Source organism: Vibrio sp. AIC-3 (genome assembly GCF_013114515.1).
GTDB classification, from domain to species: domain Bacteria; phylum Pseudomonadota; class Gammaproteobacteria; order Enterobacterales; family Vibrionaceae; genus Vibrio; species Vibrio crassostreae_C.
In genome coordinates this window covers 62,599-78,449 of record NZ_VTXG01000015.1, presented here as the reverse complement: position 1 = coordinate 78,449, position 15,851 = coordinate 62,599, and the positions used below count along the sequence as shown (strand labels likewise).

The 15,851-nt window shown below is 45.7% G+C and carries 13 protein-coding genes and 1 pseudogene; 3 read left to right on the top strand and 11 right to left on the bottom strand.

Annotated elements, in window-relative coordinates; all coding sequences use genetic code 11:
• Positions 1 to 108: 108 nt before the first annotated feature.
• Positions 109 to 291: pseudogene (locus F0229_RS22065) on the bottom strand (hypothetical protein); the annotation flags it as partial.
• Between the two features lie 175 nt (positions 292 to 466).
• Here F0229_RS22065 and F0229_RS12330 point away from each other — a divergent pair.
• From F0229_RS12330 to F0229_RS12320, 3 genes are all read left to right on the top strand, one after another.
• Entirely contained in the window at positions 467 to 2,287 is a 1,821-nt protein-coding gene (locus F0229_RS12330) for an ATP-binding protein (RefSeq protein ID WP_171732955.1), read from the top strand.
• A gap of 29 nt (positions 2,288 to 2,316) precedes the next feature.
• Complete coding sequence (locus F0229_RS12325; RefSeq protein WP_019824789.1) at positions 2,317 to 3,666, top strand: sigma-54 dependent transcriptional regulator; 1,350 nt, start codon at positions 2,317 to 2,319, stop codon at positions 3,664 to 3,666.
• Between the two features lie 78 nt (positions 3,667 to 3,744).
• Positions 3,745 to 3,918, top strand: coding sequence for a hypothetical protein (locus F0229_RS12320; protein WP_171732954.1), 174 nt, complete (start codon positions 3,745 to 3,747; stop codon positions 3,916 to 3,918).
• Positions 3,919 to 3,972: 54 nt separating this feature from the next.
• On the opposite strand, the gene F0229_RS12315 is transcribed toward F0229_RS12320, so the two are convergent.
• The 10 genes from F0229_RS12315 to F0229_RS12270 all read right to left on the bottom strand — a co-directional run bounded on the left by F0229_RS12315 (position 3,973) and on the right by F0229_RS12270 (position 15,762).
• Positions 3,973 to 5,334, bottom strand: a complete 1,362-nt coding sequence (locus tag F0229_RS12315; protein ID WP_008218377.1) for a TRAP transporter large permease — start codon at positions 5,332 to 5,334, stop codon at positions 3,973 to 3,975.
• A 2-nt stretch (positions 5,335 to 5,336) separates the two neighbouring features.
• The gene (locus F0229_RS12310; RefSeq protein ID WP_171732953.1) at positions 5,337 to 6,062 is read right to left on the bottom strand and encodes a TRAP transporter small permease; all 726 of its coding nucleotides are present in this window, start codon (positions 6,060 to 6,062) and stop codon (positions 5,337 to 5,339) included.
• A gap of 66 nt (positions 6,063 to 6,128) precedes the next feature.
• Positions 6,129 to 7,124, bottom strand: coding sequence for a TRAP transporter substrate-binding protein (locus F0229_RS12305; protein ID WP_128161586.1), 996 nt, complete (start codon positions 7,122 to 7,124; stop codon positions 6,129 to 6,131).
• 366 nt (positions 7,125 to 7,490) lie between these two features.
• Positions 7,491 to 8,858 carry a GTPase HflX gene (gene hflX, locus F0229_RS12300; RefSeq protein WP_171732952.1) on the bottom strand — a complete coding sequence of 456 codons (1,368 nt, stop codon included), beginning with the start codon at positions 8,856 to 8,858 and terminating at the stop codon, positions 7,491 to 7,493.
• A gap of 270 nt (positions 8,859 to 9,128) precedes the next feature.
• Positions 9,129 to 10,241 (bottom strand): ABC transporter ATP-binding protein, encoded by a 1,113-nt coding sequence (locus F0229_RS12295; protein ID WP_017068959.1) that lies wholly within the window; start codon positions 10,239 to 10,241, stop codon positions 9,129 to 9,131.
• Positions 10,242 to 10,247: 6 nt separating this feature from the next.
• Entirely contained in the window at positions 10,248 to 11,105 is an 858-nt protein-coding gene (locus F0229_RS12290) for a carbohydrate ABC transporter permease (protein ID WP_009848502.1), read from the bottom strand.
• A complete protein-coding gene (locus tag F0229_RS12285) occupies positions 11,102 to 12,040 on the bottom strand; it encodes a carbohydrate ABC transporter permease (protein WP_171732951.1) in 939 nt (312 codons plus the stop codon). Before F0229_RS12285 ends, F0229_RS12290 begins: the two co-directional genes overlap by 4 nt.
• 143 nt (positions 12,041 to 12,183) lie before the next feature.
• Positions 12,184 to 13,431, bottom strand: a complete 1,248-nt coding sequence (locus F0229_RS12280) for an ABC transporter substrate-binding protein (protein ID WP_171732950.1) — start codon at positions 13,429 to 13,431, stop codon at positions 12,184 to 12,186.
• 111 nt (positions 13,432 to 13,542) lie between these two features.
• Positions 13,543 to 14,988, bottom strand: a complete 1,446-nt coding sequence (locus F0229_RS12275) for an ATP-binding protein (protein WP_017064094.1) — start codon at positions 14,986 to 14,988, stop codon at positions 13,543 to 13,545.
• 45 nt (positions 14,989 to 15,033) lie between these two features.
• Complete coding sequence (locus F0229_RS12270) at positions 15,034 to 15,762, bottom strand: response regulator (RefSeq protein ID WP_017060637.1); 729 nt, start codon at positions 15,760 to 15,762, stop codon at positions 15,034 to 15,036.
• Positions 15,763 to 15,851 lie beyond the last annotated feature (89 nt).

Sequence of the window (15,851 nt, the reverse complement as noted above, 5' to 3'; positions counted from 1 at the left end):
TCTTCACACGTCGATTAAAACGCAATAAAGCTTGTTTTCAGAAACAAGAAAGGTATCTCCGATTAGCCTCAGGACAGAAATTTTAGACGCGACATTCTAGCGATCTGTTTAATCTCTGTCGAGCCGTTCACCTCTGCATGATGATGAATGCTCTAAATTCGTCCAACTAAGTGATACAAAAACGATCAAATCATCACTTAGCACAACAGAAATGGGGACAATAGCGACTTTTTCAAGGGAATCGAGGGCTTTTTTTGCTAAAAACCTTAAAAAGAGATCTTGCTCTTGTTTTACCCCTCAGAGTCGATAACTTTTTCAACAATCCCCGTTACAATCCCCGTTACAAACCCTTAACCTACATCCATCTGTTCACTCTCTGCTTTCAGCAAAAACTACCGCTATTTGCTACCATAAACGAGAGAAGACAGGCTTGATTGTTTACCAAAGAAATCAGCGGAGAGCCTTCATGTTTCAAGCTTTTAAAATCCCAATACTGTTAATGGTCACATACAGTTTACTGATGGTGTTTGGCGGTCATTGGGTGTGGAGCACGAGCCATGAAAGTTTGTTAAATGATCATCAATCTAAGCTGGACCGCTTTTCTGTTCATATTTCAAGCCAATTGGATAAGTTCGCGCACATTCCCGAGCTGCTTTCAAAAGACAAAGAGCTGGTCGATGCCCTGCACTCTCCAAGTAACTCTGCGCAAATCGAACTCACTAATCGTTATCTAGAGCACGTAAACTCGGTGATTCAAGCATCCGACACCTACCTACTAGACAGTATCGGCACCACCATTGCAGCCAGTAACTGGAATCAACCGCGTTCTTTTATTCGTCGTAACTTTGCTTTCCGCCCCTACTTTCAAGAAGCGATTATTGGCAATGAAAATCAATATTTTGCGCTAGGTTCAACCTCTGGAAAGCGAGGCTATTATTATTCTTACCCCGTCTCCTATGCCGCCGAGATTATTGGCGTCATTGTCGTAAAGATGGATTTATCGCTGATTGAAGCAAGTTGGAAAGGCAAACAGAGTTTTTTTGTTGCTGACGATAAAGATCAAATTGTATTTATGTCGAGTAACCCTGAGTGGCTGTTCAAAAGCCTTCAGCCGCTAAGCGAAGTACAACACACTCGAATTCAAGAAAGCAGGCAGTATCTCGATACAAAAATAGAAAGCCTGCACTTCTCCGGCGATTTAGACAGTGCCACCAGTCGTATTGAGTCGCCACACAAACTCGTCCAAGAGCAGTTCTTTAGTTCTTCGCGTTTCCTAGCCGAACCAAGACTCACCATACGGGTATTTTCTCCAACCCACTTAGTTTGGTGGGACTTGGTTGCTTACCTTGTGGTTTTGAGCCTAATCTTTGCGATTATTTATCTAACAATGCAGCTCAACCACCATAGACAACAAAGACGAGCACAGATAGACAGGCTGCAATCCGAAGCCAAGCAAAAACTCGAATTTCAAGTGCTTGAACGTACATCGGAGTTACATGTTGAGATCAAACACCGTATCGAAACCGAGCATGTTCTGAGGCAAACCCAAGACGAGCTCATCCAAGCCGCCAAACTAGCAGTGCTAGGGCAGATGTCAGCGAGCATCAGTCACGAACTGAATAACCCGCTTGCCGCGATTCGCAGTTATGCCGACAACGGCCGATTGTTTCTTGCCAAAGAAAAAACCGATCGTGTCGATGACAATCTATCGCGAATCTCGGCACTCACTGATCGCATGGCGAAAATCAGCCACCAGCTTCGCTCGTTCGCCAAAAAATCTACTGCGGAAGAGCTACACACCTTACAAATACTCCCAGTTTTACATTCATCGAAAGAGCTGATGAAGCCACAACTAAAGAGCGAGCGAGTTAAGGTCAACGAACTCCCTGAGACCTTTGATGCTTGCGTGCTCGCCAACGCCATTCAGCTGGAACAGGTGATCATTAACCTGCTGACCAACGCGATTCAGGCGATGGAACAACAAGACGACAAACAATTAGCTATTCTGTTAGAGATTAGAGAGTCCGACCATCAACAAGCCAATACCTTGCTGATTCATGTCGATGATAACGGCCCCGGCTTCACCTCCCCTTCGAACGGAAACTTTTTTGAACCCTTCCATACCACCAAGAAAAACGGACTTGGACTTGGGCTATCAATTTCTCAACAAATAATCAGCGGAATAAATGGCAAGCTCGTTACCGGTAGTAGCCCTCAAGGTGGTGCTCGATTCAGCATAGAGCTGCCCCTTGTTGGACATGAACAACAAACAAAAGCTCAGCAATAACCAGAATACAAAGAAGTAAAGGAATCACTATGTGTCACGTCTATTTCATTGATGATGAATCCGATCTAAGAATGGCGATTGAACAGAGCTTCGAGCTCGCCGACATTGATGCCGAATTCTTTCCCGACGCGGAGTCTGCTCTGCTCGCGATTCAAGAAAACGGCTTACCTCACGTGATCATCACTGATATCTGTTTACCGGGTCTATCCGGGCATGATCTGCTCAACACCGTAATGCACAAAGACAAAGAGATCCCCGTGATCATGATTACTGGTCACGGCGATATTTCAATGGCCGTTCAAGCAATCCAGTACGGCGCCTATGACTTCATTGAAAAACCTTTCGCTAATGAACGCCTAATCGAAACCACTAAGCGAGCGATAGAAAAACGTCAGCTCACCCTTGAGAACCTTGAGTTAAAACGTTCACTTAAGGCCAGCCAAGCACTTGGTCCAAGGATCATTGGTGACACGCAATCAATGACGGAGCTGCGATCTATCATCACTCACGTTGCCGATACCAATGCCGACATATTGTTATTTGGCGAGACAGGTACAGGCAAAGAATTAGTTGCACGCTCTCTGCATGAACAAAGCAGTAGGCGAGAACAAAACTTCGTCGCGGTCAACTGTGGAGCGGTTCCTGAAAACCTAATTGAGAGTGAGCTGTATGGCCATGAAAAAGGTGCGTTCACTGGCGCAGAAAGCAAGCGAGTGGGTAAATTTGAATTTGCTCAAGGCGGAACTCTATTCTTAGATGAAATTGAATCCATGCCAATGCAGGCACAAATTCGCTTGTTGCGCGTCTTGCAAGAGCGTGTCATCGAAAGGGTTGGGTCTAATGGTTTAGTCCCTCTAGACATTCGAGTGATTGCGGCAACTAAAGTCGACCTAAAGAAAGCCGCTGAAGAAGGCACTTTCCGCCAAGATCTCTATTACCGACTCAATGTTGTGACCTTAGATTTGCCACCGTTAAGAAGCCGACAAGAAGATATCCCAGCACTCTTCCACCACTTCTTACTGGTCGCTGCGGCGCGTTATGGCAAGACAGCCCCTGCCCTTCCACAAAAGGAGCTGCACGCGCTTTTGGCTCATGATTGGCCAGGAAATGTTCGAGAATTACGTAATACTGCAGAGCGTTTTGTGCTTTTAGGTAAGCTTTCTCACTTATCAGACAGCGCCACTGAAACTACTCAAGAACTGTCTTTGGCAGAATTGGTATCTGACTTTGAAAAAAACACGTTGAAGCAGGCACTTATTGAATGCAATGGCAGTATCAAAGAAACTATGGAAAGGCTGCAGCTACCAAGAAAAACCCTCTACGATAAGATGCAAAAGCACCAGCTAACGAAAGAATCTTATAAGGTAGAACCAAACTAAATTAGATTTGGGAGCAAGATCACCTATACTTATTTCGACAACAGGATGTTATGCAATAAATATAATAAGGAAGTGGTTATGGGTGAGAAAACAAAAGTGCCATCGATTACCGATACTTTCGAGATAGATGGTATTTTTTATGCTGACAATCATGTCGATCTACACACGCCAGAATTAGAGGCAAAACGCGCTTTGTATGAGCAGATAAATCCTCATGTTAAGCGAGGAAGACATATAGATGAGGAGGTCTAAAGACCTCCTCATTTTTTATGGGTTGAATTCCATGCCAATGAAACGTTCGAATAACTACTTAGTTATTATCTCCGGTCCCATCAATGTTGTAGGTAGCCATGTTGATACCCACGGCACGTAAGTGACGATAATCAAGAATAAGAACATCACCCCTACCCATGGCAGTGCGGCTTTTACTACGTTCATCATCGACATCTTCGCGACCCCTGCGGTCACAAACAAGTTGAGCCCGACAGGCGGTGTTATCATCCCTATTTCCATGTTCACCACCATCATGATACCAAGGTGAATTGGGTCAATACCGAGTGCTATAGCAATTGGGAATACTAGCGGAGCAACGATGATCAGAAGGCCTGATGGCTCCATGAACTGACCACCAATCAAGAGCAGTACGTTCACCACAATCAAGAAGGTGATCGGCCCTAAGCCCGCCGATAGCATAGATTCGGTAATCATCTGAGGAATACGTTCTTCTGTCAGCACGTGCTTCAAAATCAGAGCATTAGCAATGATAAACAACAGCATGATCGTCAGCTTACCCGCATCATAGAGTGTGTCTTTAGTATCTTTATGGAAGAAGGTTTGGAACACTTTAACCAGCGCTGGCTTGGTGTTGCTCTTATCCGCAAACGGCCCCATGTCTTTATAGATAAAGTTGGCAATAAAGAAGGCATACACCGCCGCTACTGCTGCTGCTTCTGTAGGGGTAAAGATACCACCGTAGATACCACCAAGAATGATGACGATCAGTAGCAAACCCCAGCTTGCGTCTTTAGCGGCTGCGAACATCTCACCCCAACCCACAAATGGTTGCGCTGGAATCTTCTTAATGCGTGCTGCAATGTAGATAGCGATCATCAACATCACACCCGCCAACAAACCCGGGATCACGCCACCAAGGAACATACGACCTACCGATACATCGGTTGCCGCCGCGTATACCACCATTACGATCGATGGCGGGATCAAAATACCCAAAGTGCCTGCATTACAGATAACCCCTGCAGCAAACTCTTTCGAATAGCCGTTTTTGATCATACCTGCGATAACGATACTACCGATCGCCACTACCGTCGCAGGTGAAGAGCCAGACAACGCTGCGAACATCATACATGCCACAACCGATGCCATCGCCAAGCCACCGCGGAACCAGCCTACCATCGCGATAGCAAAGCGGATAATTCGTTTCGCCACGCCACCAGTAGACATAAAGCTCGAGGCCAAGATAAAGAAAGGAATCGCTAACAATGTGTAGTGGCCAGCAAAGGCGTTGAACAGCGTTTGTGCGACCGATGCCAATGACGCATCTGAATGCATCAACAAAAACAAGATGCTTGATAAACCTAAGGAAATCGCAATTGGCACACCGACCAACATAAAAGCAATTACCATCAAAAATAGAAATAACATTGCCATGATTAGTCTTCCTTACCGTTAGGCTTTGTACCCGACACGTTGGTCTTGTTGTTCGTAGTCGAATCCAATACTGCTGTCGCGTCTTCGTCAGAACCCGCAAGCACATCCGCTTTCAACGCATCCAACTCTTCTTCGGCTTCATGACCTGCAATCATGCGGTCGAGTTTGCCCGTCACAACTTGGTAAGCAACTTGAATGAATCGGAACGTTAGTAATGCCATACCAATCGGCAATGCCATGTAAGGGATAAAGCGTGGTAGTTTCTCGTATCGCTCACCTTCATTCAGCCACTCAGCTAAGAACTGCAGCATCTCTGGCATTGGGATATCATCGGTTTCATACCATGCGCGATCAGTCGCGAATGGGTACCAATAATTCCATGAACCGATGAGAAGTAAGATTGAAAAGGCAAGACAGCTAGTGACGGCAATTAACGCGTACACTTTGCGTAGCTTTTCAGGGGCAAGGTTGATGATGACATCAACGCCAATGTGAAAGTGCTTTTTAACGCCGTAAGAAGCGCCAACCAGTACCATCCATGCAAACATGAATACGGTGAGTTCCAATGCCCATAAAATGTTGTCGTTGAACGCGTATCGAAAGACCACGTTCGCAAAAGTTAGTAGGGTCATTGCACCCAGAAAGAAGGCTATTAAAGACTCTTCAATTAAATCGGTGACTCTTCCGACTTTGGAAAATAAAGACTGTTCCATTTGAGACTGTTCCATAAAATGCTCCGCTTATAATTGTTTTAATAAAGGGCAGCGGTAGGGAGCCGCCACCCTATAGCGGTGTTATTGGTTTGAAGCTAATGCTGCATCGATAAGATCTGAACCGATGTCTTTTTCAAACTTCTTCCATACTGGTTGAAGTGCTGTTACCCATGCTTGACGCTGTTCAGGCGTCAACGTACGAACCTCACCACCAGCTTCGATGATGTTGTTTTTGTTCGCTAGGTTAACTTTTGAAGATTCAGCGTTACGAGTTTCAGAGACTTCTTGGACGATGGTGCCAAGCTGTGTACGTACATCTTCAGGTAGGTCTTTCCAGAAGTCGTTTGACGTTACCACTAGGTAATCCAAAATGCCGTGATTGGTTTCAGTCACGCCGTCTTGTACTTCGAAGAACTTCTTACCGTAGATGTTTGACCAAGTGTTCTCTTGACCATCGATAACCTTAGTTTGCAGGCCGCCGTATACTTCTTTGAACGACATTTTCTGAGGGTTAGCACCTAACTGCTCAAACTGAGCCACCAATACGTCTGATGCTTGAACACGGAACTTCAAGCCTTCCGCATCTTCAGGACTGATAAGCGGTTTGTTTGCAGACATCTGCTTCATGCCATTGTGCCAGAATGCTAAGCCTTGAAGACCACGACGCTTCATCGCATTCTTCAGTTTTTCACCAGATTCTGAGTTTTGGAAACGGTCGACGGCTTCTACGTCTTCAAATAGGAAAGGAAGGTCAAAAATGCGGTATTTCTTAGTGAACTTCTCAAATTTTGACAGCGATGGCGCCGCCATTTGAACATCACCATTTAACAGGGCTTCCAGTACCTTATTATCATCGTAAAGTGTTGAGTTAGGGAAAACTTGCATACAAGCTTTTCCATTCATTTCTGTGTTTACTCGCTCTTCCAGTAAAGAAGCGGCGATGCCTTTCGGGTGCTTATCGGTATTGGTTACATGACTGAATTTAATCACGATTTCACCAGGGTCACAGTTTGCAGCAGCATTAAAACTGGTGAGTGCCAGAGCAGATACAGACAGCAGGGTAAGAGGCTTAAACATTATTATTCTCCTTAGTAAACAAAGCAGCCCTTCAATGGGAACTGCGTGCTTTCACTAAGGCAATTAGCGCGCCATATTGACACAAATCATTAACAACCCTTTAACCATAAGGCTTGGCAATATCGAGCCGCTCATCAGGGAGCTCAACCAATAATATTAATGGGTGGAAAATGACCCATAGATTATTTATAAATGGGTGAGAGTTGACCAAACTATCAATGATGAAATAGAGGTTTAGAGGACAAATAGAGGTAAGGAGGAAAAATAAAGGCCACCACTCCGGTAAACAAAGTGACAGCCTTATATAGAGATTCTATAGAGCTGGTTATCTCAATAGTATATTGAAATATTGTCTGAGTCAGATAATTACGATTTCTGCATACGCTTTTTAAGTCGTGCTAAATCAATAGCACTTGAACGTACCGTCAGCTTAATGCACTCGTAGTCGTACTCTTCTTTCACCACGCTCATGTTTGATCGGATCTCACCGATAATGCCTTGTCCAGAATAAGGAATCGTGATCTCTTCTTCGATCATGCCTTGTTCAGCCACACCCACAATGTACTTGTGCAGCTTGGTGATATCGAGCGGGTCACGAGTCGAGGTCAGCATTGCATCTGGGAATTCTTCAATCAGCTCTAACTGTTCTTCTTCGCTCAATCTATCGCACTTGTTCAGTACCAATAGTTTTTCGCTGCCTTCAACGCCCACTTGCGCTAATACTTCGTGTACCACATCAAGCTGTGCGCGGAATGAAACATCAGAAGCATCAACCACATAAAGCAGTAATGAAGCATCATGCGCTTCTGCTAGTGTTGAGTGGAATGAAGCAACCAGATCGTGTGGCAGTTTCTTGATGAAACCCACCGTATCTGACACTAAGATACGCGGCTGAGTGATCGGCTGAAGTGCACGAACCGTGGTATCTAAGGTCGCGAATAGCTTATCTTCACCGCTCACTTCGGTTGCGGTCATAGCGCGCATCATCGAAGATTTACCCGCGTTGGTGTAGCCAACCAGAGCAACAGTGAAAAGCTCCGAACGCTGAGTGCGTCGGTTCTTCATTTCGTCCTGTAAGCTAACCAGCTCACGTTTAAGCGCAGCAATTTGGTCACGTACTTTACGGCGGTCTAGCTCTAATGAAGTTTCACCAGCACCCTGACCCATTTGACGCTCTTTATCACCGTCGGCTGTTTCACGCAGTCGAGGCACTAAGTAGTTTAGGCGAGCGATTTCAACTTGCAGACGTGCGGTACGAGTACGAGCATGGCGGCTAAAGATCTCGATGATGATACCAGTACGGTCAAATACCTCGACACCCAAGTGCGCTTCTACATTACGCAGTTGAGATGGGCTCAAATCACAGTCGAATACCACTACGTCAGCAGTACCAAACTCCACGTCTTCAGATGGAAGATCATCAAAATCTAATTCATCGATACTAGCGCGAAAATCAAAAGATTCATCGATAAAATCTTCATCTTCTGCTTCTTCAATCGAACCTTGGTAACCGGTGAGGTGTGCAATTTCTGCAAGCTTACCTGCGCCCAACACGTTTTGTCGTTGTGTTGAACTGTGGTGCTGTGATTGTGTACCGACCACTTTAAACCCAAGGGTTGTTACTAAGCGAGCAAGTTCGGCAAGAGACTCTTTTGCTTCGTCACCTTTGAAGTCCGGTGTCGTAATAGAAATAAGTAAAGCGTTACTAGCTGAGGGTTTTGCTGTTAGTTTCATGTATTCTTCTGTTTATGCACTAATGTGCAACCTAGTATTTGGTCTAAAGTAGCGCGATCCTACGCTGTTCTCGGTCAGCTTTATAGAGCTAACGGAGGCTATTTGGCGATATTATTGCAGTTAATCCATTTATCTCGTTTATCCCTCTGTTTTCGTGAGGAAATAAAACAGGCTAAAACAACAAAAAAGACAGCATCACGTTACTTATTAGTAATTAGTGATACTGCCTTTGCTTAAGCTTAGACTCTCATTGAGCTACTGTCTCAAAAACTAAAAATCAATTCTCGCTTCAGTCTGAGCATCAAAGAATACCGCCTTTGATAAGTCAAAATGCAGCGGCGCCATTTGCCCAACTGACACTTCAAATTCTGGCGACAAGCGACATGCCACTTCTTGGTCGTTCACTTTCACCATCGCAATCGTATCTGGCCCTGTAGGTTCCAAGACTTCCAGCTGTAAATCTAGCTTGGTCGTTGCCGACACATCTTCACTTTCCTGCTCAGTGATGTGTTCAGGGCGCAGGCCAATCACCACTTCTTTGCCATCTTGCTCACGCATGCTTTGTGGTAATCGAATGTGGTGCTCTTGCTCAGACGTACCCGTTACTTTGATGATCGGATTCTGATCATCATCCAAATCCACCATGGTCTTAATGAAGTTCATTGATGGTGAACCCATAAAGCCCGCGACAAACATATTGTTTGGCTTGGTGTAGATCTCTTGCGGCGTACCGAGTTGCTGCAGTTCACCATCTTTCATCACCGCAATACGATCCGCCAAGGTCATCGCCTCTATTTGGTCATGGGTGACGTAAACAATGGTGGTGTTAAGCTTTTGGTGAAGGCGTTTAATCTGATGACGCATTTCAACACGCAGCTTGGCATCCAAGTTAGAAAGCGGTTCATCGAACAGGTACAACTTAGGACGACGCGCTAGTGCACGTCCCATCGCGACACGCTGGCGCTGACCACCAGATAGCTGTGATGGTTTACGATCAAGCAGTTGCTCAATTTGCAGCATTTCAGCGACGCGATTCACTTCTGCGTCGATTTCGTCTTGTGGCATCTTGCGGATCTTCAAGCCGAAGGCGATATTGCCGCGTACCGTCATGTTTGGGTAAAGTGCGTACGACTGGAATACCATCGCGATGTCGCGGTCTTTAGGTTCAACCTGGGCCACGTCAACACCATCAATCACGATTTCACCCGAGCTAATATTTTCTAGCCCAGCAATGGTGTTCATTAGGGTGGATTTTCCACACCCCGAAGGGCCGACAAGTATCAAGAACTCCCCCGAATCGATACTGATGTCGATGCCCTTTAACGTTTCGTTGTCCGCGTTGCGATAGGTTTTACGGATCTGTTTTAAATCTAATGTTGCCATGGGTAATTATCCTTTTACTGATCCTGCCGTTAGGCCACGAACAAAATATTTTCCTGCGAAGACATACACCAACAGCGTTGGCAGCGCGGCGATGATCGCGGCAGCCATATCAACGTTGTATTCTTTAACGCCCGTGCTGGTGTTGACTAAGTTATTTAATGCTACGGTGATTGGCTGAGTCTCTGAGCCGGAATACACCACCCCGAACAAGAAATCGTTCCAGATTGCGGTGAACTGCCAGATCACCGTCACCATGATGATAGGCGTAGAGATCGGTAATAAGATCTTGAAGAAAATGGTAAAGAAGCCTGCACCATCCAGTTTTGCTGCTTTGATCAATTCATCCGGAATCGAGATGTAGAAGTTACGGAAAAACAGAGTTGTAAACGCCATGCCGTAGATAACGTGCACAATCACCAAGCCGATGGTTGTGTTCGCTAGCCCCATCTTGCCGAGCATGGTTGCCATTGGTAGTAGCACCACTTGGAACGGAATGAAGCAACCAAACAACAGTAAGCTGAAGAACAGATTCGAGCCTCGGAATTGCCATTTCGTCACTACATAACCATTGAATGCACCGAGCAATGTTGAAATCGCAACCGCAGGAATCACCATTTGGAACGAGTTCCAGAAGTAGCCTTTGATGCCTTCACATTTCACGCCCGTACAGGCGGTGTCCCACGCTTTATACCAAGCATCAAACACCCACTCTTTCGGTAAGCTCATCAAGTTACCTGCCTTGATGTCTGGCAGAGTTTTGAATGAGGTCAGCGCCATGACAAACAATGGCATTAGATACACCAAGCAGAAGAAAAGCAGTGCTGAATAAATAAAGATTCGAGCAAAATTGATGTTATTCATCATGACTTTTTCTCCCTAAGTTCAGAGTAAAGATAAGGCACGAGAATCGCTAAGATACCAGCAAGCATCATCATGGCACTGGCAGCACCAAGGCCGATTTGTCCACGCGTAAATGAGTGTGCGTACATGAATAGCGCAGGAAGATCCGATGAATAACCTGGGCCACCCGCTGTCATCGCGGTCACAAGGTCGAAACTCTTAATCGCAATGTGTGAGGTGATGATCACCGCGCTGAAAACCACAGGGCGCAAGCAAGGTAGAATGATTTTCAGATAAATAGTGGGTAAGCTTGCCCCATCAATTTGAGCCGCTTTGATGATTGAAGAATCAATGCCACGAAGGCCGGCTAAGAACATCGCCATCACGAAGCCTGACGACTGCCAAAGTGCTGCGATAACCAAGGTATAGACCGACATTTCAGAGTCGACTAACCAATCGAATTTGAAGTCGGTAAAGCCCCAATCTTGCATCAGTTTTTCAATGCCAAGACCCGGATTGAGAATCCATTTCCAAGCGGTACCCGTCACGATGAATGACAAGGCCATTGGGTATAAATAAATGGTACGAATCGCGCCTTCTTGTCGGATGTTTTGGTCAAGCAAAATCGCTAAACCGACACCCAAGACGATAGCAATCACCATGAATAGGATTCCAAACACACCGAGATTGGTGATTGAGGTGATCCAGCGATCGTTCTCCATCAGCTTTTCATATTGAGTAAAGCCAACAAAATTGAAGCTCGGTAGAAATCGAGAGTTAGTAAACGACAACGCTGCCGTCCAGAATATGTAGCCGTAGATACATACCACGGTCACCAACGCGGTCGGTGCCAGCACAATCTTAGGTAACCAATATTGTAACCTGTCAGCAAAACTGGGCTTTGGTGCAGGCTGGCTCCTTGTCGGTTTTGGAGTCGACTCAGTCAAAACATGCTCCATAACTTTTCCTTGTTGCACAATTGAGCCAATGGCTTACCTCTCGGCACCACATCAGCATCACGCATATCAGAATTGAGGTGAAGAGCAGATAGGCTCCCTACGAACCTACCCACCCTGGGGGTTTGGTACTAGACCAAGTGAGATTAGATAGCGGCTTTTACTGCTTTCGCTAACTTAGCTGCTGCCTCTTTAGGATCAGCATCTTTCTCATTGAAGAAGTTGGTCACAACGTCATAGATAGCGCCTTGAGCATAGCTTGTCGTTGCTAGGCCGTGAGCCATACTTGGTACAAGGTCGCCAGATTCCGCACTTGCTTTGAAGGTTGCCATTGAATCCAACGCACATTGGTCGAACTTAGACATGTCCATATCGAGACGTACTGGAATCGAGCCTTTGTTTAGGTTGAAGACCTCTTGGAAGTCTTTAGTAAGAATGGTTTTCGCAAGATCTTGTTGCGCTTTTTGATTCTCTTTATCGCCTAGCTCGAAGAAGGCAAAGCTATCGATATTGAAGGTAAATTGGCCGTCAGTGCCCGGAGCTGGTGCACAGATGTAGTCTTTACCTGGCACCTTACCTGCCGCTGTAAACTCGCCCTTCGCCCAATCACCCATGATTTGCATTGCCGCTTCACCATTGATAACCATTGAGGTTGCTACGTTCCAGTCACGACCTGGAGAGTTGCTGTCGATGTAATCACGCATCTTTTTGAACTTGGTGAACACTTCGACCATTTTATCGCCAGATAACACGTCCATATCTAGATCAACGAACGCTTTGTTGTAGTCTTCACTACCAAGTACATCAAGTGCCACAGCCTCGAAGACTGTTGCGTCTTGCCAAGGTTGACCGCCGTGCGCTAGAGGAATGAAACCTGCTGCTTTGATCTTGTCCGCAGCAACAAAGAACTCATCTAAGGTAGTTGGAACCGTCACACCTGATTTTTCTAAAACAACAGGGTTAGCCCAAAGCCAGTTAACACGGTGAACGTTGACAGGAACTGCGACATATTCGCCATCCCACTTCATCACTTTAGTGACCACTTCTGGCAGTAGCTCATCCCATTTTTCTTGTTTCGCAGTTGCATCGAGAGACGTTAGAAAACCTAAACCACCCCACTCTTGAATATCATGACCTTTAATCTGCGCCGCAGATGGAGGATTGCCCGACACTGCTCGAGTTTTCAAAACAGTCATCGCACTTTCACCGCCGCCACCAGCAACAGCGAAATCTTTCCAAGTATGGCCTTGTTCTTCAATCATCTCTTTCAGTACCGCTGCGGATTTCGCTTCGCCACCGGCAGTCCACCAGTGAAGCACTTCCACTTCACCAGCTTGAGAAAATGTTGAGGCAGCAAGAAGAGATAGAGTAAGTAGGGTTTTATTGATTTTCATTATTATCTTCCATGTTTTAGCGGACTCGACGTCCGGTTCAATACAGAGTCTACTTATTCTGATTTGTAAGATTGAAACAAAAGGTAAGCTCAATGTAACACAATTGTTACATTAAACTTCTAGGCCGCGTGGAATATAGACTTTAGCTTCTAAGCCGCCTTGAGGGGAGTTACGAATAATGAGATCTCCGCCGTGTCCGTGTAGGATGTTTCGACAGATTCCAAGCCCTAAACCGTGTCCTTGGTCGTCAGTGGCGAGCCTGAAGTAAGGTTCAAACACCAACTCTAACTTGTCTTCAGGAATACCTTTTCCGTGATCTTGAATAGTCACGATAACCCACACCGAATCACTGTTAATATCGACTTCAGCTGATGTCCCATATTTCACAGCGTTGTCGATAAGATTGGTCAGCACACGTTTAATGGCTAATGGTTTGGCGACTAACGGGTCAACCACAATGGGCTCAAACTCAACCAAGGTTTGATGTTGGTTGTGCAGTTCAATCACGGAGAGCATCATCTCATTGAGGTCGATAATGGCGTTGTTTTCGTGAAGGTCGGTATCTCTTACCGCTTGTAAAGCGCCCTTAACCATCATCTCAAGCTCATCCAAATCCTTATTGAACTTGTCTTTCTTTACTTCGCTTTCCAATAGCTCGGCTCGTAGTCTAAGCCGTGTTATTGGTGTCTTTAAATCATGTGAGATTGCAGAGAAAAGGTGCTCACGGTCGGCAACATAGCGACGAATCCGTTGCTGCATTCGATTAAACGCTCGGGTCGCCGTCACCAGCTCAGTAGCCCCCTCTTCGTTAAGTGGCGGCTGCTGAATATCCATACTCATCTCATTGGCCGCTCTTGCTAATTTTTTAAGAGGGCGTACTTGCCGACGAATCATCAAGTAAGTCAAAACCAAAAGAATGAGGGTCGAGGAAACTAAGAAGATCACCTGTTCTCTGCCGAGAATCGTATCGTCGAGTTTGACGTAAGGCGCAGGCAACAACGCGGCGATATACACCCATTCATGACTGGCTAATTCTATCTGAACAACCAGAATAGGAGGGTTAAGAGGTTCTAAGGTTAAAGTATGATGTGCCCACGATCGTGGGAGATCGCTCAAGTAGATGTCATTTTTAAGCAAACGAAGATGTTCAGGGCGAGAGAAATCAACCCGCACTGATTCGACTTTATTGAGCTTGCTACTCAAAACACTTTCTATCGCTTCAATCGAGGCGGTTTTTAAACGGGTATCAGGGATCGGTTCGACAATCAACGCCTCTTTATTGAAAGAAACGAAGAAGCGCGTACCGCCCATATTGCGGATTTGATCCAACACGATATGGCGATATTTAACGGGCAGAGACTGGAAGAAAGTCACCGTCGAGGCAAACATATTGGCCATGCTTGAAGAGGCAGAACGAATCCCCTCCAGTTCTTTGTGTTTGGATTCGCTATACCAAATAGACGTTGCGATACCTTGAGCTATCACCACAGCTAACAAGGTCAGTAACAATGTTCTGGCAACCAAAGAGTTTGGCTTTAACCGACTCAACCCGTTCATAGGAAATACTTCATTGCCGAGGTGCTCATTAACATCACTTGATTATCAGTGTTCATACTGAACAGGCACAGCGAGGATATAGCCATTACCGCGCATGGTTTTGATGTAGTGAGGATACTTGCCACTGTCGCCCAATCGGCTTCTCAGACGACTAAGCTGCACATCAATGCCTCGCTCAAAAGGCAACGCTTCACGGCCTCTGGTCGCGAATGAGATAGTGTCACGGTCGAGAACTTCGTTAGGGCGAGTTAAGAACAACATCAACAGAGAAAAATCACTGCCCGACAAATCCATCTCTTCCGAGTTTTCATTGTGGGAAATTCGATGCGCTAACGTATCAAGCGTCCAATCACCAAAAACAATCTGTTTTGGCAATGCATCACTTGTCTTGTCATCCACCACTTGAACGCGGCGCAACAACGCTTTGATACGCGCCATTAACTGACGAGGGCTAAACGGCTTGGCAATGTAATCATCAGCACCAATTTCTAAGCCGATAATTTGGTCGGTTTCATCCGATACGGCAGTCAGCATGATGATAGGCACATTCGATTGCTTACGGACGCGTTGACACAAGGTAAAACCATCGTCACCGGGTAGCATCACATCAAGCAGAATCAGATCTGGATAACCTTGGTTTTGCAGATGAGCTTCTAGTTCAACACCATCTCCCACAGAAGAAACATCGAAACCAGATTTTGTGAGGTACTCTTCCAGCAGCTCGCGGATTTCTTGATCATCATCCACCACGAGAATTCGAGTATTTGTTGGCATCGCCCAAACCTATTAAATTTACAACTTATTCACATAGTGTATAGGCTGGCCGATTGTTTGATTATTGACATGTTTGTAAAGTTAGAAGA

Excerpts from the sequence above, each read along its gene's own strand:
- F0229_RS12330 (WP_171732955.1), top strand. The coding sequence starts at position 467 with ATGTTTCAAGCTTTTAAAATCCCAATACTGTTAATGGTCACATACAGT.
- F0229_RS12325 (WP_019824789.1), top strand. The coding sequence starts at position 2,317 with ATGTGTCACGTCTATTTCATTGATGATGAATCCGATCTAAGAATGGCG.
- F0229_RS12320 (WP_171732954.1), top strand. The coding sequence starts at position 3,745 with ATGGGTGAGAAAACAAAAGTGCCATCGATTACCGATACTTTCGAGATA.
- F0229_RS12315 (WP_008218377.1), bottom strand. The coding sequence starts at position 5,334 with ATGGCAATGTTATTTCTATTTTTGATGGTAATTGCTTTTATGTTGGTC.
- F0229_RS12310 (WP_171732953.1), bottom strand. The coding sequence starts at position 6,062 with ATGGAACAGTCTCAAATGGAACAGTCTTTATTTTCCAAAGTCGGAAGA.
- F0229_RS12305 (WP_128161586.1), bottom strand. The coding sequence starts at position 7,124 with ATGTTTAAGCCTCTTACCCTGCTGTCTGTATCTGCTCTGGCACTCACC.
- hflX (WP_171732952.1), bottom strand. The coding sequence starts at position 8,858 with ATGAAACTAACAGCAAAACCCTCAGCTAGTAACGCTTTACTTATTTCT.
- F0229_RS12295 (WP_017068959.1), bottom strand. The coding sequence starts at position 10,241 with ATGGCAACATTAGATTTAAAACAGATCCGTAAAACCTATCGCAACGCG.
- F0229_RS12290 (WP_009848502.1), bottom strand. The coding sequence starts at position 11,105 with ATGATGAATAACATCAATTTTGCTCGAATCTTTATTTATTCAGCACTG.
- F0229_RS12285 (WP_171732951.1), bottom strand. The coding sequence starts at position 12,040 with ATGGAGCATGTTTTGACTGAGTCGACTCCAAAACCGACAAGGAGCCAG.
- F0229_RS12280 (WP_171732950.1), bottom strand. The coding sequence starts at position 13,431 with ATGAAAATCAATAAAACCCTACTTACTCTATCTCTTCTTGCTGCCTCA.
- F0229_RS12275 (WP_017064094.1), bottom strand. The coding sequence starts at position 14,988 with ATGAACGGGTTGAGTCGGTTAAAGCCAAACTCTTTGGTTGCCAGAACA.
- F0229_RS12270 (WP_017060637.1), bottom strand. The coding sequence starts at position 15,762 with ATGCCAACAAATACTCGAATTCTCGTGGTGGATGATGATCAAGAAATC.